This window comes from Paenibacillus artemisiicola, assembly GCF_017652985.1.
Taxonomy (GTDB): domain Bacteria; phylum Bacillota; class Bacilli; order Paenibacillales; family Paenibacillaceae; genus Paenibacillus_Z; species Paenibacillus_Z artemisiicola.
The window spans coordinates 105,009-127,366 of sequence record NZ_JAGGDJ010000015.1; the positions used below are offsets into that span (position 1 = coordinate 105,009).

General features: G+C 62.1%; 15 protein-coding genes. 6 read left to right on the forward strand and 9 right to left on the reverse strand.

Annotation, left to right across the window (positions count from 1 at the left end; translation table 11 throughout):
* Positions 1-13: 13 nt before the first annotated feature.
* From I8J29_RS18350 to zwf, 4 genes are all read right to left on the reverse strand, one after another.
* Positions 14-1,360, reverse strand: a complete 1,347-nt coding sequence (locus I8J29_RS18350; RefSeq protein WP_208848970.1) for a glucose-6-phosphate isomerase — start codon at positions 1,358-1,360, stop codon at positions 14-16.
* Positions 1,361-1,403: 43 nt separating this feature from the next.
* Positions 1,404-2,069: a fructose-6-phosphate aldolase gene (fsa, locus tag I8J29_RS18355; RefSeq protein WP_090641890.1), complete on the reverse strand. Its 666-nt coding sequence runs from the start codon at positions 2,067-2,069 to the stop codon at positions 1,404-1,406.
* A 152-nt stretch (positions 2,070-2,221) separates the two neighbouring features.
* Positions 2,222-4,213: a transketolase gene (tkt, locus tag I8J29_RS18360; protein WP_208848971.1), complete on the reverse strand. Its 1,992-nt coding sequence runs from the start codon at positions 4,211-4,213 to the stop codon at positions 2,222-2,224.
* Positions 4,191-5,714: a glucose-6-phosphate dehydrogenase gene (zwf, locus tag I8J29_RS18365; RefSeq protein ID WP_208848972.1), complete on the reverse strand. Its 1,524-nt coding sequence runs from the start codon at positions 5,712-5,714 to the stop codon at positions 4,191-4,193. Before zwf ends, tkt begins: the two co-directional genes overlap by 23 nt.
* Positions 5,715-5,838: 124 nt before the next feature.
* Between zwf and I8J29_RS18370 the strand changes: the two genes are divergently transcribed.
* The 3 genes from I8J29_RS18370 (at position 5,839) to I8J29_RS18380 (ending at position 8,765) form a co-directional block, all read left to right on the forward strand.
* Positions 5,839-6,717, forward strand: coding sequence for a LysR family transcriptional regulator (locus tag I8J29_RS18370; protein ID WP_208848988.1), 879 nt, complete (start codon positions 5,839-5,841; stop codon positions 6,715-6,717).
* Between the two features lie 193 nt (positions 6,718-6,910).
* Positions 6,911-7,831 (forward strand): ABC transporter ATP-binding protein, encoded by a 921-nt coding sequence (locus I8J29_RS18375; RefSeq protein WP_208848973.1) that lies wholly within the window; start codon positions 6,911-6,913, stop codon positions 7,829-7,831.
* Entirely contained in the window at positions 7,824-8,765 is a 942-nt protein-coding gene (locus I8J29_RS18380; protein ID WP_208848974.1) for an ABC transporter permease, read from the forward strand. The genes I8J29_RS18375 and I8J29_RS18380 overlap by 8 nt, the downstream gene beginning before the upstream one ends.
* A gap of 328 nt (positions 8,766-9,093) precedes the next feature.
* On the opposite strand, the gene I8J29_RS18385 is transcribed toward I8J29_RS18380, so the two are convergent.
* Together I8J29_RS18385 and I8J29_RS18390 are read right to left on the reverse strand one after the other, a co-directional pair.
* Positions 9,094-10,470 carry an MFS transporter gene (locus I8J29_RS18385; protein ID WP_208848975.1) on the reverse strand — a complete coding sequence of 459 codons (1,377 nt, stop codon included), beginning with the start codon at positions 10,468-10,470 and terminating at the stop codon, positions 9,094-9,096.
* A 1,136-nt stretch (positions 10,471-11,606) separates the two neighbouring features.
* The gene (locus I8J29_RS18390; protein WP_208848976.1) at positions 11,607-12,599 is read right to left on the reverse strand and encodes a cell wall hydrolase; all 993 of its coding nucleotides are present in this window, start codon (positions 12,597-12,599) and stop codon (positions 11,607-11,609) included.
* 371 nt (positions 12,600-12,970) lie between these two features.
* On the opposite strand from I8J29_RS18390, the gene I8J29_RS18395 reads away from it, so the two are divergent.
* Complete coding sequence (locus tag I8J29_RS18395) at positions 12,971-14,713, forward strand: ABC transporter ATP-binding protein (protein WP_208848977.1); 1,743 nt, start codon at positions 12,971-12,973, stop codon at positions 14,711-14,713.
* A 74-nt stretch (positions 14,714-14,787) separates the two neighbouring features.
* Here I8J29_RS18395 and I8J29_RS18400 read toward each other — a convergent pair whose 3' ends face one another.
* Together I8J29_RS18400 and I8J29_RS18405 are read right to left on the reverse strand one after the other, a co-directional pair.
* A complete protein-coding gene (locus I8J29_RS18400) occupies positions 14,788-15,747 on the reverse strand; it encodes an AraC family transcriptional regulator (protein ID WP_208848978.1) in 960 nt (319 codons plus the stop codon).
* Positions 15,748-15,798: 51 nt separating this feature from the next.
* Entirely contained in the window at positions 15,799-16,812 is a 1,014-nt protein-coding gene (locus tag I8J29_RS18405; RefSeq protein ID WP_208848979.1) for a zinc-dependent alcohol dehydrogenase, read from the reverse strand.
* Between the two features lie 516 nt (positions 16,813-17,328).
* On the opposite strand from I8J29_RS18405, the gene I8J29_RS18410 reads away from it, so the two are divergent.
* Both I8J29_RS18410 and I8J29_RS18415 read left to right on the forward strand, forming a co-directional pair.
* Entirely contained in the window at positions 17,329-19,503 is a 2,175-nt protein-coding gene (locus I8J29_RS18410) for an amidase family protein (protein ID WP_208848980.1), read from the forward strand.
* Positions 19,504-19,598: 95 nt separating this feature from the next.
* Positions 19,599-21,251, forward strand: a complete 1,653-nt coding sequence (locus tag I8J29_RS18415) for an S-layer homology domain-containing protein (protein WP_208848981.1) — start codon at positions 19,599-19,601, stop codon at positions 21,249-21,251.
* A gap of 226 nt (positions 21,252-21,477) precedes the next feature.
* On the opposite strand, the gene I8J29_RS18420 is transcribed toward I8J29_RS18415, so the two are convergent.
* Positions 21,478-22,095 carry an NUDIX hydrolase gene (locus I8J29_RS18420; RefSeq protein WP_208848989.1) on the reverse strand — a complete coding sequence of 206 codons (618 nt, stop codon included), beginning with the start codon at positions 22,093-22,095 and terminating at the stop codon, positions 21,478-21,480.
* Between the last annotated feature and the right edge of the window lie 263 nt (positions 22,096-22,358).

Genomic DNA, 22,358 nt, shown 5'->3' on the forward strand with positions numbered 1-22,358 from the left:
TGACGACCTCCTCTTATTGTTCCGATGCGGACAGACGTTTCGCAAGCTCGGCTTTTTGCGCTTCGAAGCCGGGTTTGCCCAGCAGGGCGAACATGTTGACCTTGTACGCTTCGACGCCCGGCTGGTCGAACGGGTTCACGCCGAGCAGCAAGCCGCTGATGCCGCAGGCTTTCTCGAAGAAATAGACCATTTCGCCGTACGTGTATTCGTTCAGCTCGTCCAGCTCGACGATCAGGTTCGGCACGCCGCCGTCGACATGCGCGAGCCGCGTTCCGATGGCCGCTTGCTTGTTCACTTCGTCCATCGTCATGCCCGCCAGGAAGTTGAGGCCGTCGAGGTTGCTCGCGTCCTTCTCGATCGTCAGCTCGACCTTCGGCTTCTTCACCGCAAGCACGGTTTCGATCAGATCGCGCCGGCCCTCCTGGACGTATTGGCCCATAGAGTGCAGATCGGTCGTGAAATCGACGGAGGCCGGATACAAGCCCTTCAAATCCTTGCCTTCGCTCTCGCCGAACAGCTGCTTCCACCATTCCGACACGTAGTGCAGGGACGGCTCGAAGTTCGCCAGCAGCTCGATCGATTTGCCTTTGCGGTAGAGGGCGTTGCGGACGGCGGCGTATTGGTAGCTCTCATTGGTCGCCAGATCCGCGTTGTTGTATGTCTTCGCGGCCGCGGCCGCGCCTTCCATCATCCGGTCGATGTCGAGTCCGGCGGCGGCGATCGGCAGCAGGCCGACGGCCGTCAGGACGGAGTACCGGCCGCCGACGTCGTCGGGAATGACGAACGACTCGTAGCCCTCGTCGTCGGCCAGCTTCTTCAGCGCGCCCTTCGCGGCGTCGGTCGTTGCGTAGATCCGCTTGCGCGCTTCGTCCTTGCCGTATTTCTTCTCCATGTAGTCGCGAAGAATCCGGAAGGCGATCGCCGGTTCCGTCGTCGTGCCCGACTTGGAAATGACGTTCAAGGAGATGTCCTTGCCTTCCAACAGCTCGAGCAGATGCGTGATGTAGGTGGAGCTGATGTTTTGGCCGGCGAAGTACACCTGCGTATTGCCCTTCATCTGGTTGTGGAACGTATGCGACAGCGCTTCGATCGCGGATCTCGCGCCGAGGTACGAGCCGCCGATGCCGATGACGATCAGCGCTTCGGAATTGCCGCGAATGCGCGCCGCCGCTTCCTTGATCCGCGCGAATTCCGCTTTGTCGTATTGGAGCGGCAGATCCACCCAGCCGAGGAAATCGGAGCCCGGCCCCTGCTTCTCGTGCAGCATGCGATGCGCCACGTTCACGAACTCGCCGAAATAATCCACTTCGTGTTGACCGATGAACGACAACGCGCTCGAATAATCGAATTTAATCCCCATTACGGTTTCTCTCCTCCTGCCTGTCGGCTTCTATCTGTATGGGTTAACGAACGGCTTTCTGCCAGTCGGCGGCGAACTTCTCGATGCCGGCGTCCGTCAGCGGGTGCTTCGAGATTTGCTCGATGACCGAGAACGGCACGGTGGCGATATGCGCGCCGGCCATCGCGACGCGGGTGACGTGGTCCGGGTGGCGGACAGAAGCCGCGATAATTTGGGTATCGAGGTTATGCACGCGGAACAGCTCGGCTACTTTTTGCACCAGCTGCACGCCGTCTTCGGAGATGTCGTCCAGACGGCCGAGGAACGGCGATACGTACGTCGCGCCGGCGCGCGACGCGAGCAGCGCTTGGTTGACCGTGAAGATCAGCGTGACGTTCGTCTTGACGCCTTTCTTGGTCAGGTAGCGGCAAGCTTCCAGGCCGGCCAGCGTCATCGGCAGCTTGATCGTGATGTTCTTGTCGTTGTTGTTGATCTTGATCAATTCATTCGCTTGCGCGATCATGTCTTCGGCCGTCAGCGCGTCCGGCGTCACTTCCGCGGAGACGGATTCGACTTCCGGCACGGCCTTCAGGATTTCCTCGATGCGGTCTTCGAATTTCACGCCTTCTTTGGCGACCAGGGACGGGTTCGTCGTTACGCCGGACAGAACGCCGATTTTGTACGCTTTGTTGATATCGGCCAGGTTAGCGGTGTCGATGAAAAATTTCATGGTTTCATTACCTCCGGATAGGGTTTTTTATGATTGAGCCCCGTCCGCCGGCTCGCGGCCGGCGGACGCGGCAGACATCCTCATGATCGGATCGGAACGAAATTTTTAGAAATCGGACAGTTGGCGTATCGTCGATAATCGGAAAGCAGCTCCTAGAGCAAGCTCTTCGCCGTTTTGACGACGTTGCCGGTCGTGAAGCCGAAGTGCGCCATCACGTCGTTCCCCGAACCCGACACGCCGAACGTGTCGATCGAGAGCACCTTGCCGCTTGGCCCGGCGTACCGGTCCCAGCCGAGCGAGATGCCCGCTTCGATGGTTACGCGCTTCGTGACGGAAGCCGGCAGCACCGCTTGCTTGTATGCGTCGTCCTGGCGCTCGAACAGCTCGCGGCTCGGCATGGCGACCACGCGGACCGACAGGTTCTCGCGCTCGAGCTCGGCCTTGGCGCTCACCGCCAGCGATACTTCGGAGCCCGTGCCGATCAGGATGACGTCCGGATTGGCGTTCGTTTCCGTCAGGACGTAGCCGCCCTTCGCGACGTCGCCGACGTTCGCTTTGGTCGCTTCGTATACCGGCAGGTTCTGGCGGCTCAGAATAAGGGCGACCGGACCTTCGTTTTGCTGCAGCGCGTACGCCCAGGCGCTGGCCGTTTCGTTCGCGTCCGACGGACGGATGACCGTCAAGCCCGGAATCGTGCGCAGCGCCGCGAGGTGCTCGACCGGCTCGTGCGTCGGGCCGTCCTCGCCGACCGCGATGGAGTCATGCGTGAAGACGTACGTGACGGGCAGCTTCTGCAGCGCCGCCAAGCGGATGGATGGCCGCAGGTAGTCGCTGAAGACGAAGAACGTGCTGACGAACGGCTTCACGCCGCCGTGCAGCGCCATGCCGTTGCCGGCCGCGCCCATCGCGTGCTCGCGGACGCCGAAGTAGACGTTGCGTCCGGCGTACGAGTCGATCGCGAAGGTGCCTTCGCCGCCGATTTCGGTCATCGTCGAGTGGGACAGGTCGGCGCTGCCGCCGAAGATGGACGGCACGAGCTTCACGAAGTGATTGATCGCGTTGCCGCTGGCCACGCGGGTCGAGACCGTCTTGGCCGGGTCGAACGTGAGCACGTCCGCGGCGTCGATCGTCACGTTGCCGTCGATGACGTTCGCCAGCTCCCCGCCGAGCGACGGATACTGCGCATTGTACGTTTCGAGCAGTCGGTTCCATTCTGCTTCTTTGGCCGCGCCTTTATGCTTCAGCTCCGCAAAATGCGCTTTGACGTCTTCCGGCACGTAAAACTCCTCTTCGTAGTTCCAGCCGTAGACGGCTTTCGTCGCTTGGCCCTCTTCCTTGCCGAGCGGCGCGCCGTGCGCCTTGTTCGTGCCGGCCACCTTGCTGCCGTACCCGATGACGGTGCGGATCTCGATCAGCGTCGGCTGCGTTTCGTTTTGCTTCGCCGCTTCGATCGCCTTCGCGATCGCCGCTACGTCGTTGCCGTCCTCCACCCGCAGGTACTGCCATTGCGCCGACTCCGCGCGCTTCTGGACGTTCTCGCCGAAGGAGAGGTTCAGATCGCCGTCGAGGGAGATGTCGTTGGAATCGTACAAGACGACCAGCTTGCCCAGTTTCATGTGGCCCGCCATCGACATCGCTTCATACGAGATGCCTTCCATCAAGCAGCCGTCGCCGACGAGGGCGTAGGTGTAATGGTCGACCACCGGGAAGCCGTCGCGGTTGTACTTGGCGCCCAGATGCGCCTCCGCCATCGCCATGCCGACCGCCATCGCGATTCCTTGGCCGAGCGGCCCCGTCGTGGCGTCGACGCCGTCCGTGTGGCCGTATTCCGGATGTCCCGGCGTCTTGCTGTTCAGCTTGCGGAACTGCTTCAGGTCGTCCAGCGATACTTGGTAGCCGGACAGATGGAGCAAGCTGTACAGCAGCGCCGAGCCGTGCCCGGCGGAGAGGACGAAGCGGTCGCGGTTGAACCATTTGGCGTGCGCCGGGTTATGGTTCAGCTGGCGGGACCAGAGCGCGTACGCCATCGGCGCGGCGCCCATCGGCAGGCCGGGATGGCCGGAGTTGGCGGCGTTGATGGCATCGATCGACAAGGTCCGGATCGTATCGATGGCGAGTTGGTCAATGGTTTGCGTGGTAGGCATAGGTGGCTCCTTCTTTCGTTTGGGTTTGATTGTCGGCGTCGTCGAACCGCCAGCGGTGGCCGTTGCGGGCGAGCAGCTCGTCGGCCTCGGCCGGGCCGTAGGTGCCGGCCGCGTACGTCCGAAGCGGCACGAGATCGTCCTTGAAGGCGTCGAGGATCGGCTGTACCCATTTCCAGGACAGCTCCACTTCGTCCCAGTGCGCGAAGAACGTCGGATCGCCCTGCAGCGCGTCGTGGATCAGGTTCTCGTACGCTTCGGGCACGTCCTGCTGGCTCGTGTGGAAGTTGACGAGCATCGGCTGGAATTCGCCTTTATGCTGCGGGTCCCGCGTGTTCAGCTGCAGCGTGATGCCTTCGTTCGGGCTGATCTCGAAGACGAGCAGGTTCGGCGCTTTCGTCTTGTCGTCCGACTGCGTATGCTCGCCGGCCAGCTCTTTGAATTCGATGACGATCCGCGTCGACTTCTCCTTCATCCGCTTGCCGGTCCGAATATAGAACGGCACGCCCCGCCAAAAATAATCGTCGATGTGCAGCTCGGCGGCGATGAACGTGTCGTTCGCCGAATCCGCCGCGATGCCCGGCTCCGACGTGTAACCGACGACCGGCTTGCCTTGGATCTCGCCCGCCGCGTACTGCCCGCGGACGACGTTGGCGGCCACGTCTTCCTTCGCCAGCGGCTCGAGCGCCTCGATCACCTTCCGCTTCTTCGTGCGCACTTCGTCCGAAGTGCTGTTGTGCGGCAGATGAATCGCGAGCATCATGAGCAGCTGCAGCATGTGGTTCTGGAACATGTCGCGGACGGCGCCGACGTGATCGTAATACCCCGCGCGCTCCTCGACGCCGACCGTCTCGTTCGCCGTGATCTGCACGTTGGCGATGTGCCGGTTCGTCCAGAGCGCTTGCAGCACCGGATTCGCCTGCTGGAGAATTTCCAGCTTCTGCACCATCGGCTTGCCGAGATAGTGGTCGATGCGGTAAATCTCGTCCTCGGCGAACGAGCGGCTCAGCTTCGCGTTCAAGTCGCGGGCGGACTGCAGATCGTGGCCGAACGGCTTCTCGATGACGAGGCGTTTCCAGCCGTCGGCGGAGCCGAGCCCGCTATCGCGGATGTTCGCGGCGATCGTCTCGAAGAATTCGGGACCGACCGACAAGTAGAAGAGACGGTTCGGCGCGGCGCCGAGCTCCGCTTCGCGCGCTTCGACCAGCCGCAGCAGCTTCTCGTAATCCTCCTTGCGGCCGATGTCGAGGACGTTGTAGCGGAACGCGTTCAGGAACGCGTCCAGCGACTCGCCTTCGTTCGCCTCGCGGCGCGAGAAGCTCCGGAGCGACCGGGCGACGTTCTCCCGGAACGTCTCGTCGGTCAGCTCCCTTCTTCCCAGCCCGACGACGGAGAAAGCATTCGGCAGCTTTCCGTCGACGAACAGATTATACAAAGCGGGATATATTTTGCGTTTCGCCAAATCCCCCGTAGCTCCAAACAAGACAAACGTCGTTGCCTCCATGGTTCATGACTCCTTCCGGCGTGCTTTCTCTGAAATGCTGGTTTCTCTTCCTTGGTTCAACTATAATACGATTAACATCTATACAAGTAATTAATATATTTCACAGGAGCTATAGACCATGTCTATGACCAATAACTACGAGCTGTACAAGGTGTTTTACTGGGCCGCCAAAACGGGCAGCCTCACGCAGGCCGCCAAAGCGCTGTACTTGACGCAGCCGAGCGTCAGCCATGCGATCAAGCAGCTCGAGGACAGCTTCGGTCTCACCCTCTTCTACCGTAACTCCAAAGGCGTGGCGTTGACGCAGGAAGGAAGCATCTTGTATTCGTACATCGAGAAATCGCAAATTCTGATCTCGATCGCGGAAGAGAAGATGGCCGCCCTCAAAAACCTCGACAGCGGCGAGCTGCGGCTCGGCGGCAGCGACTCGCTGTTCAAGCATTATTTGCTTCCCTTTCTCGAGGAATTCCATCAGAAGCATCCCGGAATCAAGCTGCACTTGAATCACGGGACGACGCCGGAGACGATCTCGTTCCTGAAGGAAGGCCGCATCGACGTCGGCGTCGTGCGGATGCCGATCGTCGACGAGCAGATCGAGGTCTTGAAAGGCATCCAGCTCCAGGACTGCTTCGTGGCGGGCAACCTGTACGCCGAGCTGAAGGGCGAGGTCCTGACGATGAAGGAGCTGCTGGAATACCCCATCATCCTATTCTCGCGCAACAGCCGGGTCCGAATGGCGATCACGGAGCTGTTCCAAAGCTACGGCTTCGAGATCAGGCCCGAGATCGAGGTCGGCAGCGTCGACCTGCTCATCGAATTCGCGCGCAAAGGGCTCGGCATCTCCTACGTGACCCGGGAATTCGTGACCCGCGAGCTCGAGGAAGGATCGTTGTTCGAAATCCGGCTCGACGTCAAGCTGCCGCCTTCGCAGGTCGGCTTCATGATGATGCGCAACATGCCGCTGTCGAACGCGGCACGCAAATTCATGGAGCTGGTTCACTGAAGACGGCGCCGGAACGGCTTTTCACGGCAAGCCCGCGATCGAATCGCGGGCTTTTTTGCCGTGCTCGCGGCGAGCGGCCCATCCGGCAATCCCCGACCTAAGCAGGGGGCGCGGCCTGAGCGCAGGTCGGTTTTTCCATGCCGCGCCTTCCGGTATAGTTGCTAGCAGAGAACTTATTCAGGAGGTTAACCGCATGACAGAAGCAGTCCTGCAGCTACGCAATTTGACCAAAACCGTCGGCAGACGCAATATCGTCGACAATCTGACCTTCGACATTCAGCCCGGCGAAATTTTCGGCTTCCTCGGCCCGAACGGCGCGGGCAAGACGACCACGATCCGCATGATCGTCGGCTTGATCTCGATGACGAAGGGAGAAGCGATCATCAAGGGCATTCCCGTCGGCACGCATTTCGAGCTGGCGATGACGCACGTCGGCGCGATCGTCGAAAATCCCGAGATGTATAAATTTCTGACCGGCTACCAGAACCTCATCCACTTCGCGCGCCGGCACGAAGGCGTGATGAAAGCGCGCATCGACGAAGTCGTCGCGCTCCTCGGCCTGCAAAACCGGATCCACGAGAAGGTCAAACGCTACTCGCTCGGCATGCGCCAGCGGCTCGGCGTCGCCCAGGCGATCCTGCACCGCCCGTCGCTGCTCATTCTCGACGAGCCGACCAACGGACTCGATCCGGCGGGCATCCGCGAGCTGCGCGATTACTTGCGCAAGCTGACGCGCGAGGAAGGGACCGCCGTCATCGTCTCCTCCCACCTGCTGTCGGAGATGGAGCTGATGTGCGACCGCGTCGCGATCATCCAGTCCGGCAAGCTGGTCGACGTCCGGTCGATTCAGGAAACCCGGGACGACGCGCAGTCCAAGATCGTCATCGAAACCGGCGATAGCGCTGCCGCTCTGCGCCTGCTCGCATCGGCGTTCGATCCGGGGCTCGTGCGCGAGACCGGCGGCCGGCTGGAGCTGACGGCGGACAAAGCCGTCATCCCGCATCTCGTGCGGCTGCTCGTCGGCGCCGAGATCGACGTGCTCGGGATTCACGCCGCGCAGCGATCGCTCGAGGATCAATTCCTGGAAATTACCGGAGGTGAGATGGTTGTCTAGTCTTAGCAAACTGATTCGCAACGAAAACATGAAAATTTACCGCCGTCCGCGCACGTGGGCGATGATCGGCTTTCTCCTGCTCGCCATCGGCCTCATGAGCGGGCTCATGAAGTGGGATGCCGGCAACGACGGCGAGACGGATTGGCGCCAGCAGCTGACCCAGCAAAACGACAAGCTGCAGCAGGAGCTGCAGGCGCATCCGGACGATAACGAGCATCTGGAGAACGCGATCAAGCTGAACGCCTATTACCTGGATCACGATATCGATCCGAACCGGCTGACGATGTGGACGTACGTGAACAATTCGGCTTCGCTCATCATTTTGGTGACGATACTGACCGTCATCGTCGCGGCCGACATGATCGCCATGGAATTTTCATGGGGCACGGTCAAGCTGCTGCTCGTCGGGCCCGCATCCAGAACGAAGATCATGGCGGCCAAGTATATCGCCACGCTGGGCTACGCGCTCCTGCTGCTCGTGATCTCGTTCGCGGCCGCCTTCGCCGCGGGCGGCATCCTGGAAGGCTTCGGCGCCTTGAGCGAGCCGCACGTGACGATCGCGAACGGCGTCGTCCATGAAGGCTCCATGATCGCGAACGCGCTGCAGAAGTACGGCTTCGCCGTCGTCTCGCTGCTGCTGTACGTCACGATGGCATTCATGATCTCGGCCGCGTTCCGCAGCTCCTCGATGGCCATCGCCTTCTCGCTCCTGTTCATCTTCCTCGGCAATTCGCTGTCCGAGCTGCTGCGCGGGTACGAGTGGGTGAAATACCTGCTCTTCTCGAACATCGACCTGACGCAGTACATGGAGGGCTCCTCGCCGCTGAGGCCGGAGATGACGCTGTCCTTCTCCATCCTCATGCTGGTCGCGTATTACGCGGTCTTCCAGCTCGTGGCTTGGCTGCTGTTCACGAGACGCGACGTCGCGGCCTGAGCATTCGAATAGACGCATAAGGCGCAAAAAACACGCTGCCGGCTCGCCGCAAGCGTGTTTTTTTGCGCGCATTGCGCGAGCGCTCGTTCGGGCCTCGATTCGACGCGCGGGCGGATGGATGGTCGGTAGTCGGTTGCCGTCACCGCGGCGGACCGGTTGCCGGTACACCGCGGCGAACCGGAAGCGGTGCTGGACGAACCGGCGCCGGGCAACGCGGCGGGCCGGAAGCCGGCAGCGCGGAGCGGATTCGGCTCCGGCAAAAGCCGCCTCGGCCCAAGTTTCGTTTACGCAAAAAAGGAACCCGGCACGCTGCCGGATTCCTTCTTCATTACTCCATATCGGTGGCGCCGCGCAAGGAAGCCAGTCGCTTCCTGGATTGGGCTTGCAAGTACATAAACGCGCACCCGATGGCCAAAATAACGATGATGGTTAAGCCCCAGTAAATGTTGCTGTAGGCGGCTTTGACCGGCAGATCCTTCTGCCACGACAGCGCGCTCGCGGACGTCGCCACGCCGAACGCTCCGCTGAAGAACTGCAGGAGCTGGAACAAACCGAGCCCGGAGCCGATCTGCGTCGACGGCAGAAGACGGGAAATTTCGTTCGATACGCTGCTGGACAAAATCGTGAAGCTGACGCTCATCAGAATGTAGATGAACAGAATCGCCACGAACGACGTGCCTTGGAAGAAGGCGAACAGCACGACGGACAACAGAAGCAAGAGCGGAATGAAGCGGATGATCGAACCGTTGCCGCGCTGATCGATGATTTTGCCCGCTTTCCGGGAGACGAAGATCGCCAGGAACGAGCCCGGGAAGATGATAAGCCCCGCTTCGATCGCGCTGAGGCCGTACTGCTTGACGAGAATTTGCGGCATCAGGTACAGCGTCGCGAAGCTGCTGATGTAGCCCGCGATGCCGACGGCGCTCAGAACCAGGAACGACCGGTTGCGGAACAGCGCCGGAAGCACGAACGGATCCTTCGCCGAGCGGATGCGGATCGTGAACAGAATCAGCGATACGATGCCGCCGATAAGCGCGATCCACGAATGGTTCGTAAGGTACAGCAGCAGCCCGGTCGTACCGGCGCCGATGAACAGCGCGCCGAGCGCGTCGAAGGCGCCTTTGCGCGGCTGCTCTTTCGGAATCATGAAGACGTACAGCGGGACGAGCAGCAGCGTGGCCGCCGTAACGAAGAACAGCACGTGCCAGCCCAAATATTCGACGATCGCGCCGCCGACGACCGGACCGAGGCCGAGGCCGAGGGAGACGGACGACATGATGACGGCCATCGCTCTGCCGCGGCGTTCGACCGGAACGTAGCGGGAAATCAGGTTCAGGGACAGCGCGGGAATCGCGCCGGCGCCGGATGCCTGCAGAATGCGCACGATCAGCAGCATCAGGAAGCTGTCGCTGAACGTGCCGGCGATCGCGGCCAAGCTAAGCGACAAGAGGCTGATAATGAACAAGCGGCGGATCGGAATAAAGTCCGCAAGCCGGCTGTACGTAATGGACGCCATCGCGAACACGATGGAGTAGCCCGTGACGATCCAGGACGTCGAGGACGCCGACAGCCGAAAATCTTTCGCCACGTCCGGCAATGCCAGGTTGAACATCATCGTGTTCATGATGACGAGCACGACGGTGAAGCCGAGCAGCAGCGTGACCGCGGCTTCCCTCATGATGCCTTGCTTCTCTGTGTTTATCATTGGATTCTCCACCCCATATTAGGAAAGTATGATTTCGATCGGCTTAAGCGACAGGCAGCCAAGGTGAAAGCTATCGGTACGGCGCGGAAAATCCTGCTCTTCGCGAAGCCTGCAATACGGTGGCGTTCCGCTCCGCCGGCCGCATTGCGATTTGGCAACAGATGCCTCCTGCGGCACCCGTTACCCATGCGATGTTCCTCATACGTATTGCCTCCCTCCCGAATCGGGTCCGAGTTCCTCCGCCTTCGGCAGCCAATGGTCGAGTCCTACCGGAAACCGCGATCGTTCGAATAAAGACCGTTGACGTTATTGTTTCTCGGTCCGTATCCGGCATGCATTTAAGAATTGTTATTCTTAAATCAACGGCGCGAATTCCGTTATGCTGCGTTTCATGAGTCCAACTATACCTCATTTAAGAATGGCCAGTCAAGTATAAATGTTGTCACGATGTCCCGCTTCTTATAATTATACGCGCGAGGGCCGATTTCACCGGATTCCGTCCCGCTCATACGACAAATTTAAAAGACTGATCGTTCCTTATTTCAGCCGGCGGAACCATGGAGAATGTACGGTACCTCGTACCGCTCTTTGCCCATATTTCGGCGATTCTGGCGAACGTACGGTAGCTGGTAGCGCTCTTGGGGCATGTTCGGCGATTCCGGTGAATGTACCGTACCTGGTACCGCTCTTGGGGCATGTTTCGGCGATTCCGGTGAATGTACGGTACCTGGTACCGCTCTTGGGCCACGTTTCGGCAATTCTGGTGAATGTACGGTACCTGGTACCGCTCTTGGGTCACGTTTCAGCAATTTTGGAGAATGTACGGTACCTCGTACCGCTCTTTGCCCATATTTCGGCGATTCCGGTGAATGTACCGTACCTGGTACCGCTCTTGGGCCACGTTTCGGCAATTCTGGTGAATGTAAGGTACCTGGTACCGCTCTTTGGCCGTGTTTCGACGATTCTGGTTAATGTACCTTACCTCGTCCCGTTCCAGCTTCTGTTACCTGAAGGCCCCGACAAATCGCAACACCACCTCCTTAAGCCAAAGAAAAAGGCCGTCTCCTTAACCACGCGCATGACGTGAGGGACGGCCTTTCCTAAAAAAGTACGATTAAATTGCCGTAAGCTGCCGTTTATTTGGCGAACCGGTGATGGCCGATCGTCGCGACCGCGTCCAAACTGGACCAGAACGGGCCGGTGGACACCGCGGGATTGAAGAAATACACCGCGCCTCCGATATTGTTGCGGCCGTTCAGCGCATCCTTCGCGGCGCGCAGCACCGAAGCGTTCGGCTTGCTCTTGTCGAGCAGCCCGTTGTGCGCCGGCGGAAACTGCCGGCCGGAATAAATGACCTCGCGGATCGTATCCGGAAACCGCGGATCCTTCACCCGGTTCAAGATCACGTTCGCCAACGCCAGCTGCCCTGCGAACGGCTCGTAGCCGGCTTCCACCATCGTTATCTTCGCGAGCAGCCGATAATCCTCCTCCGTGTATGCCTTCGCCGGATGGGCGAGGAACGACGGGGTCACTTCTTTGAGCTTCGCGCCCGATTGGACGTTCGCGCTGCCGGTCATGCCGTTGCGCTTGAGCAGCGCCGACTGGCTGCTGCCGACGTCCTTGCTGATGTCGCCCACGCCGTACGATGCCGATACGACCGCCGGCTTCACGGAAGACAGTTCAATGACCGTTCCGTCCGCATCCGCCCTCATGTCGGCGTGGAGCATCTCTGCCAGCGCGCGCAGCGGCATATACAGCCTGCCGCCCTTCAAAAACGGATAAGTTTCCATCATATAGCGGCCGCCGTTAAAGTAGACGACGGGCACGCCGTTGCCAAGCACGATCGTATCGTTTACCGCGTTATGTATCGTCAATTCCTCGCCGGCCTTATTCCAGCTCGACGTTGCGCCCAGCTTCGCGGCGACTTTGGCCACGGGCGCGTACAGCTTTCCGTCGCTAATGAACAAGAGACCGAGTTTGCTCGCGGCACCGTTCACGACGATCTTCACCTTCGCCGCCGAAGCGTCCTGCGCGTGCGCGCCGGGCATCGGCAGAGCGCCGAACAGGGCCAGCGCCAGCACCATGGCCATGATGAACAGCCTTCTAACCGGCTTGCTTTCTCTGATCATGCGTACCTCCCAGCAGAGCAAGATGGTTGGATGAAGCTTCCAACGTTCGTCTTCTGGGCAAATTATAGCATAGCGAAAGTTGCCGTTTGGATTAACTTTTTCACAGAATTAAGAAAAACTTTAACGAACTCGCGAAAAATACGGTTGATTTCCCCGTTTTTTTCGGATTTAACTCGTCCAAATTTTGCGATTTCCCCGTACTTTTCCCGCGGAAAATCCCTTATACTACAAGTAATTATGAATGAGGAGGCAAAAGCATGAAAAAAACGACGATTCCGGCCATTCAGCCATACAAGGGTGGAACGCCGACGTAAACGGCACGCGCAGCACCCCCTTGTAGGCGTGTCAAAAAACACGTAAAGGGGTATCTCATGCGGTTTCCGATCAAACGATTTTTTTCGTATTACAAGCCTTATCTCCCGTTGTTCATGGCGGTCCTGGCATGCGCGCTCGCCGTATCGGCCGCGACGCTCGCCTACCCGCTGCTCGTGCGCTACGTCACCAAGGACGTGCTGACCGGCGATCTGTCAGCCGCGCTGCCCCGCGTCTACTTCGCCGGCGGACTCATGCTGGCGCTGGCGCTGCTTCAGAACGCCGCGAACTATTTCGCCGACTATAAGGGGCACGAAGTCGGCGCCCGCATGGAACGCGACATGCGGGGCGAGCTGTTCGCGCACCTGCAGACGCTCTCATTCGGCTTCTACGACAAGGAGAAGACCGGGAAGCTCATGTCCCGCATCACGAACGACCTGCTGCTCGTGTCCGAGCTGTACCATCACGGACCGGAGGATTACGTCAAGTACGCCGCCCGCTTCATCGGCGCCTTCGCCATCCTCTTCGCGATCGACATGCGGCTCACGATCGCCGTCTTCTGCTTCCTGCCCGTCATGGGCGTCCTGTCGCTGTACTTCAACAAGCGGCTGAACGCGGCGATGAACCGGAACAAGGACCGGATCGGCGACATCAACGCGCAGGTCGAGGACAGCCTGGGAGGCATCCGCGTCGTGCAATCGTTCGCGAACGAGGCGGTCGAGACCGGGAAGTTCAACCGCGAGAACGACCGCTTCCTCGCCAGCCGCAAGCATACGTACAAGGCGGAGGCGCTCTTCTACAACAGCTTCGAAACGATCATCCAGCTCATCTCCGTGACGGTCATCGTCTTCGGCAGCGCTAGCATCGTGCGCGGCGAGCTGGATTTGGCGGACTTGATCACGTTCCTGCTCTACGTCGGCTTCATGGTCGAGCCGATCCAGCAGCTGACCCATATGAGCACGCAGCTGCAGGAAGGCGTGACCGGCTTCCAGCGGTTCGTCGAGCTCATGAACGTCGAGCCGGCCGTCGCGAACGCGCCGGATGCCCGGATGCTCGCGGACATCAGAGGCGACGTGGAATTCCGGCGCGTCACGTTCCGGTACGAGCCGCGGCTGAAGCCCGTACTCGCCGGCTTGTCGCTGCGGGTGCGCCCCGGCGAATTCGTCGCGCTCGTCGGGCCGTCCGGCGCGGGCAAGACGACGCTCTGCTCGCTCATTCCCCGGTTCTACGACGTCGAATCGGGCGAGGTGCTGCTGGATGGCACCGACGTCCGGCGGCTCGAGCTGACATCGCTCCGAAGCAGCGTCGGCGTCGTGCAGCAGGACGTCTACCTGTTCGCGGGAACGGTCATGGAGAACATCCGGTACGGCAAACCGGACGCCGGCGACGACGAGATCGTCGCGGCGGCGAAGCGCGCCAACGCGCACGACTTCATCATGAGCCTGCCGGACGGCTACGGCTCCGAGATCGGACAGCGCGGCGTCAAGCTCTCCGGCGGCCAGAAGCAGCGGCTCAGCATCGCGCGCGTCTTCCTCAAGAACCCGCCGGTGCTGATCTTCGACGAGGCGACGAGCGCCCTGGACAACGAAAGCGAAAGCATCGTCAAGGACTCGCTCGAGAAGCTGGCGAAAGGACGAACCACGATCGTCATTGCCCACCGCCTCTCCACGATCCGCGGCGCCGACCGGATCGTCGTCCTGACGGAGGACGGCATCGCGGAGGAAGGCCGGCACGACGCGCTGCTGAAGCGCGACGGGGCTTATGCGCAGCTCTACGCCAAGCAGTTCGAGTACCAGTCGTAAACGGCTCCCGGCTCATCAAAAAACGGTTTCCCCTCAGGCGGGGAAACCGTTTTTTCGTTTCCGTCTCTGCTTGTTCAAAGCGCGCTTGCCGGCCGTTCGGCGCGCGCCCCGGCGTACCGGCTCGGCGGCACGCCCGCCGCCGACTTGAAGGCGCGGCTGAACATATGAATGCTCGAGAAGCCGGTCTCCTCCGCGATCGCGGTCATCGACAATCGGCCTTCCTGCAGCCGCTGCTTGGCCTGCTCGATCCGGACGTGCGTCAAGTACTTGTGCATCGTCACCCGGATCTGCTCCTTGAACAGCGACGACAAATAATTCGCCGACACGCCGATGTGACGGCCGATCTCCCGGTTGCTCAGCCGCGGATTGCCGTAGTGCTCGTTCATGTAGCGGATCGCGCGCTCGATCGTCGCCCAGCCCTTCGCCGGATTGCCCTCGCGGCCGTCCCGGTCGGCCAAGCTGGCCAAATAGGCGTGCAGCAGCTCGATGCAGCCAGCCTTCAGCAGCAGGCCGCCGTAGGGGCCGCCGTCCCGGAAGCAGGCGAGCATCGCCGCGAACCGCCGTTTCAGCGCGAGCCGCTCCGACGGAAGCAGGCGCGACGCCGGCGGCACCGCCGCCAGCAGCCGCTCTCGCGCCGGGAGCCGGCTCGTCGTCTCGTTGATCACGGTCGTCTCCTTCCAACGCCGGCGCTCCTCGTCGGCATGCAGGTCGAATTGGACGATGTACTGGACGAGCGGCACGTCCGAGACGGCCCGGATGAGGTGCGGCATGAACGGCGGCATTAGGAACATATCGCCCTCTTTGGCCGGGTATTTAACCCCGTCCAGGATGAATTCCGCTTCCCCGCCGTCGATGTAGGTGAACACGTGGTCGTAATCGACCCACTCCCCGTAGAGCGCGGAAGATTCCGATATTTTGACCATGCGGACGAACGGCGATATCGATTGCAGTTTGCTGTCCAGGTCCGGTTTGCTGTCCAGGTCAAGCTTGATCTCCAGGCTTCGTCCCTCCCCTGCCGAGCGCGTCCCTTCCATCCTACGCGATTCGGCCTTCCGCGGTCCAGTCCCCCATTCTCGGGGAGAGCGTCAGTCCGCCGACCAATCGAACAGCACGCCGCTGTAACGATCCTTGTCGTCGCGCAGCCCCAGGTAAGCGCCCGCGGCCTCCTCCGGCTTCAGCACGTGGCTGATCAGCGGCTCGATCTTCAGTCTGCCGCGGCCGATCAAGTCCAGCACGACGGCCGAATTGCGCGCGAGCGAATGCTTGACGAACGGATCCCGGCGCACCGGGAAACGCCATTCGTGCGCGCCTTTGAACGTGATGCAGCCGCGGCCGTCGAGATGCACGTAGTTCAGGACGTCCGTTACGTCGGTCTTGTACTCCGAGCGCGGACTGCCAAGCAGAATCAATTCCCCGTATTTCGCGATTAGCGGCAGCGCGTCGACCGCGGCTTGCGGAACGCCCGTTGCCTCGATCAGCGCGGATACGCCTTCCCCGCCCGTCAGGTCCGACACCCGGTCGCGCACGTCCCCGTCCCCGGCGAACAGGACATGGTCGATGCCGCAGGCCTCCGCCTGCTTCAGCCGCTGCCGCGACAAGTCGATGCCGATGACGTTCGCGCCCTGCAGCTTCGCGAGCTGGGCGGCCATGTTCCCGACGAGCCCCAGCCCCGTGACCGCTACGGCGTCGCCGAGCTCGATCGAAGACACGCGCAGCGACGTGAACGCGACGTTCGCCATCCGGACGAACGGCACCCATTGCAGCGGCACGGCCTTCGGCGCCTTGACGAACACGTGGTTCGTATCCGCGGCCTGATAGGCGGAATGATCGCCGTAGTGGAACACGACGTCCCCGGCCGCGAAGCCTTGAACGCCTTCGCCGACCTGCAGCACTTCGCTGACGGAAGCGTACCCGGGTACCCCGGGCAGACCGAACCAGCTTTCGTTGCCCGACAGGCAGGCAAGCTCGGTGCCGGGACTGATCAGCGTATACAGCTTGCGGACCCAGGCTTGGCCGCGGCCGAGCGCCGGCTCGTCCTCCCGGCGTTCCCGCACTTCCGCGACCCATGGCGACGCGAAGACGATTTGCTTATTGATCATGCGACGATTCCCCCATCCGTGGTGGTTTCCGGCGGATCTTTCCGGCGGCGGCAGCCCGGCGGCGAACGCACGGCCCGCGCGCGGCATCCCGCATGGACGATCCATCGTTCCTCTCTATCTTATCGCCGCGGCGCGGCGCGCGTCTTTAACGCGGATAACGGTTTTTTTATCAAAAACAACGATGACAGCCCCGATGCCCGATACGGCCTTCAGGTGTGTCCGAATTAAATGTTAGGTTATATAACATTTTTCGCGTTAATCGAATAAAGCAATAAAACCATCGAAAAGCAAAGATAATTGCCATTTTTACGCGAATAATCGCCAAAAACCGCGTTTGATCGCCCGCTATTCATCCCCTATGATAAACGATAGATTTAGAGACAAAAGGGAGAGGGGCACTTCGTATGTAATTACAATGTCATATATTTTGAAAGATCTTCACGGTCACACTTCCGTTCAAGTCCTAAACCTAACATTCATAGAAGGGCGGCACCCGCCGCCTCGAGGAGGAAGCCCATGAAAAAATCTCTGCTCAAATCCGCCGGCCTGCTGCTGCTCGGCAGCACGCTTCTCCTTGGCGTACCCGTCTCCGGCGCGTATGCCGAAGATGCCGGCGCCCCGGTCCGGGACCAAGCGCCCGCGGCCGCTCCCACCGCGTTCGTGCAGCTGTCGGGCCCGTCGCTCGCGTCGCCCGGCGAGACGTTCGCCGTCTCCGTCTCCCTGTCCGGCGCGACCGGCAGCGCGACCGCGGGCAAATTCATCTTCGAATACGATCCGTCTTCGTTCGAATACATATCGGCGGCCGCCGGTAATCCGGAAGTCAGCATCGCCGGCGTGAACGCCGAAACCGGCAAGCTGACGATCGTCGCGACCGACGCGGACGGCAGCCTGACCGACGCCGGCGCGGTCCTCGCGCTGACCTTCAAGGCCAAGGCCGCGGGCGATATCAGCGGCATCAACGGCTACGTGGAGCTTGGCGCCGACGACGGCAGCGTCGTGCAAACGCCGGAGCAGTCGCTGGCCGTCCAAATCGCGGGCTCCGCTCCCGGCGACCTGAACGGCAACAGCGTCATCGACGTCGGCGATCTGTCCTTCCTGCTCAAGTACTTCGGCATCGACGCCTCGGACGTGAACTGGGGCAGCGCGGCGATCGGCGATTTCAACAAGAACAACGCCATCGACTTGGCCGACCTCGCGGCGCTGGGCAAAAAAGTATTGTACGACAACGGGCAGCCGTTCCAGCTGATGGAAGCCGACATCATGAGCATCCAGAACGCCATGGCCGCCGGAAAGCTGACGTCGGTCGAGCTCGTGCAGATGTATCTTGACCGCATCCACGAATACGACGACGAGCTCCATTCGATTATCTCGATCAATCCGGACGCGCTGACGCTCGCGAAGGCGATGGACGACGAGCGGCAGGAGAAGGGACCGCGCGGGCTGCTGCACGGCATTCCGATCATCGTCAAGGACAACTACGACACGCTCGGCATGAAGACGACCGCGGGCTGCAAATGCCTGGACGACAACCAGACGGTCAGCGACGCCTTCATAGTCAAGAAGCTGAAGGACGCCGGCGCCATTATCCTGGCCAAGGCGAACCTGAGCGAATTCGCCATCAACACCGACACGCTGAGCTCGCTCGGCGGCCAAACGCAAGATCCGTACGACCTGACCAAAAATCCGGGCGGCTCCAGCGGCGGCACCGGCGCCTCCCTCGCGGCCAACTTCGCCGCGGCCGGCCTCGGCACCGACACGGGCGGCTCGATCCGCATCCCGTCCTCCTGGAACAGCATCGTCGGCATCCGGCCGACGATCGGCCTGACGAGCCGCGACGGCATCATTCCGCTCGCGCTGTCGCAGGACGTCGGCGGCCCGATGGCCCGGACGGTAGCCGACGCCGCGATTCTGCTCGACGCGGTCAGCGGCTACGATCCGAACGACATCGCCACGGCGGGCAGCGTCGGCAAGAAGCCGGCCAGCTACACGCAGTACCTGGACAAGAACGGCCTGAAGGGCGCCCGCATCGGCCTCGTCCTCGACAGCAGCGTCGCAGGCAGCAATCAGGAGGTGCTCGGCCTGCTGAACAAAGCCGCGGACGACATGCGGGCGCAGGGCGCCACGGTCGTCGGCGTCAATATCCCGAACGTTGCCGATATTTTGAAATACCCGAGCTTGAGCGGCTACGAATTCAAGTTCAATCTGAACGCATACCTGTCCAATACGCGGTTCGTCGACCCGGCCGCCATCCGCAATCATTCGTTAACGGACATCATCGCGGGCAACGAATTCCTGACCTCGCTGACGAACACGCTCAATACGCGCAACGGCGTCGAGTCGCTCGACACGGAGGAGTACAAGGATATCCTGCTGTTCAGGACGCGTCTGACCCAGCAGTCGCTGCTCGGCCTCATGGCGGACAACGACCTCGACGCGATCCTGTATCCGTCGACGACGGGACCGACGGGCGGCAGCTCCGGCAGCGCCAACCGGCTCAGCCCGTTCTCCGGCTTCCCGGCGATCAGCCTCCCGGCCGGATTCGTCGCGAGCGGCTTGCCGGTCGGCATCGAGCTGCTCGGCCGCCCGTACGGCGAAGGCGAGCTGATCAAGCTCGGCTATGCCTACGAACAAGCCACCCATAACCGCAAGGCGCCGGAGCTGTTCCCGGCGCTGCCGGTCCCGGCCAAATAAATACGGCCGGCGGAAGGGCCGCGCACGGCCCTTCCGTTTCCTTTACGGCCGCCTGAACCCCACCGATTCTCCAGACAAGAAAGGACGAACCCGATATGGCGCGTAAAAGCATCACTTGGCTCTCGACGATCTGCCTCGCGTTCGCGCTCCTGCTGCCCCAAGCCGCCATGGCCGCGGCCGAACCGCCTTCCCTCTCCGTGACCGCCGACAAGAGCGCCGTCGACAGCGGCGACGACGTCACGATCACGGTAACGGGGAACGATCTGCAGGACGTGTACGCGTTCGAATTGCACGTATATTACAACCCGGAGCTGCTGACCTTCAAGACGGGCAGCGAGCAGACGGCGGCGGTCGGCTTCGGCACGCCGGCCAAGGTCGTCCGGGACGGCCCCGGCGAAGCGCATCTCGTCTTCGCCCACACCAAGTCCGGCGATTCGCCGGGCGACGGCGGCTCGCTCGAGCTCGCCGCGTTCACGTTCACGGCCGCCGCGAACGGAACGGCCGCGATCGACGTCCGCGACGTCAAGCTCGTCGATTCCGCGCTGACCGCGAGCGGCATCGCCGGTCCTGCCGGCACGTCGGTCCGCATCGGTCCGTCTGGCGGCGGCGGCACGGGCGGCGGCGGCACGGGCGGCGGATCGCCGGGCACACCGGCCGTAACCGACGGCGTTCTCGCCGTCACCGCCGACCAACTGAAGGACAACGCCGACGGCCTGGTCTCGATCGCGCTCCCGGCAACGGCGACCGTCGTCAAGCTGCCGGGCGACGCGGACAAGCTGCTGGGCCAAGCGTCCCTGCGCGTGGTCGCCGCGGACAAGGCCGCGCTCGATATCCCGGCCGCCGTCCTGACGCAGCTCAAGGCAGGACTGACCGCTTCGCAGCTGCAGGGCGGGTCCATCGCCTTGACTCTGAAGCCCGCCGCGTCCGACCCGGCGAAGCTCGGGAAGGACGCGCGGGCCGCCGGTCCCGCGTACGAGCTCAAGCTGCAATGGATCGCGGCGGACGGCTCCGCCATCTACGACCTCCGCGAGTTCGCGGCGCCGGTTACGCTGCGCCTGCCGGTCGCGCCGTCGGCCGATCCGCAGCTGACCTCCGTCTTCTATCTCCCGGACGGCGCGGCGCCCGAATTCGTCGGGGGCACGTACACGGACGGCTTCTATGCCGCCCAAGTGACGCATTTCAGCGCCTACGCGCTGCTCGCCGTCGACAAGACCTTCGCCGACGTGCCCGCTAGCCACTGGGCGTCCGGCGTCATCAAGGCGCTCTACGCCAAAGGCATCGTGACCGGCACGAGCGACACGATCTTCGAGCCGGGCCGCAGCGTCACGCGGGCCGAATTCACCGCGCTGCTCGCGCGGGCGCTGGGCCTCCGCGCGGAAGGCGCGCCGTCGTTCGCCGACGTGCCGGCCGGCGCCTGGTACGCCGGCGACGTCGCCGCGGCCGTCAAAGCGGGCATCGCGAACGGCGTGAGCGCGGCTTCGTTCGCGCCCAACGCGGCCATTACCCGCCAGGAGATGGCGACGCTCGCGATGCGCGGCTACGAAGCGCGCAGCGGCAAGCCGGCTGCCTCGCCGGCCGCGCCGTTCAAGGACGAGGCGTCCATCGCCGCCTGGGCGCGCGGGTACGTCGACGAAGCGGCCGCGCTCGGCATCGTCAAGGGACGCGCGGCGGGCGAATTCGCGCCGCTGGGCGCATCGACTCGCGCCGAAGCGGCGCAGGTGATCTACGGCGTGCTGCATACGCCATAACCGAAACAAACGCAAAAAAGCTGAAGCGATGATTCGCTTCAGCTTTTTTCGCGCAGCCGTCCGCCCGCTTTGCCGGGCGTCCCTGTCTGTCCGACGCTGCTCTCCGGCACTCGCCTTTCAAGCGTTCAGGCGCCTCCCGGCCTTTAGGCGCTTTCCGGACTTCCCCGTCCCCTGCCGCCAAGGCGACCTCGCCCCGCCTGATCGGATCCGATCTCCCGGCGGCCTCTCAATCGAAGGCGACGTCCGCGTCCGGATCGCGCTTCATCGCGAACAGCGCCTTGATCTGCGCTTCCGTATTGCGCTCGAGCGACAGCGGCGGCAGCGCGTCCTCGGCGAAATAGCCGACCTCCGACGTCTCCATGCCCGCTTCCGCCCGGCCGCCGACGGCCTCGCACAGGATGAACATTTTGTACACGTGATGCGGGGACGGCGGATGGTCGTGGAACTTCTTGTCCAGCACGGCAAGCAGCTTGCCCGGCCGCACGTCCAGACCGGCCTCTTCCTTCACTTCCTTGACGACGTTCTCCTTCGCGGACAAGCCGACGTCCGCCCAGCCGCCGGGCAGCGCCCACGCGCCGTCCAGCTTCTCCCTGACGAGCAGGATGCGGTCGCCGTCGAAGACGGCGCCCCGCACGTCCACCTTCGGGGTCTGGTACCCCGTTTCATTGGCGAACAGCTCGCGGATTTTCGTCTCTTCGACGTCGGTATACGCATGCATGATTTCGATGCTCAAATTCCGGAGCTGCTCGAACCGCTCCAAATCGTACACGTCCTTGGAATAGGCCAGTCCCGCCTGGCTGATCGCCTGAATTTGTTTCGCCCAGTCGAGCCACTTCACTTGCAGCCGCATCGTATCCGTCCCTTCGTATCCCGGGCCCGGCGCCCGGGTTAACTCCAGACCAGTATACCATATCGGCACGCGGCAGCCGGGAAATTCGGTTCCCTTCGGCATGCCGCCGGCGCGCCGAAAAGGCCGCCGCCACGGCCGGCAGCCTCCTTTCGTTCGCCGCCCGCGCGGACGGTCCGTCTATCCGGCCGGCGGAATACGCCGCGCCGTCAAGGCAGCTTCATTTCCAGCTCGGCTTGGTACACGCCCGGCACGAGCTC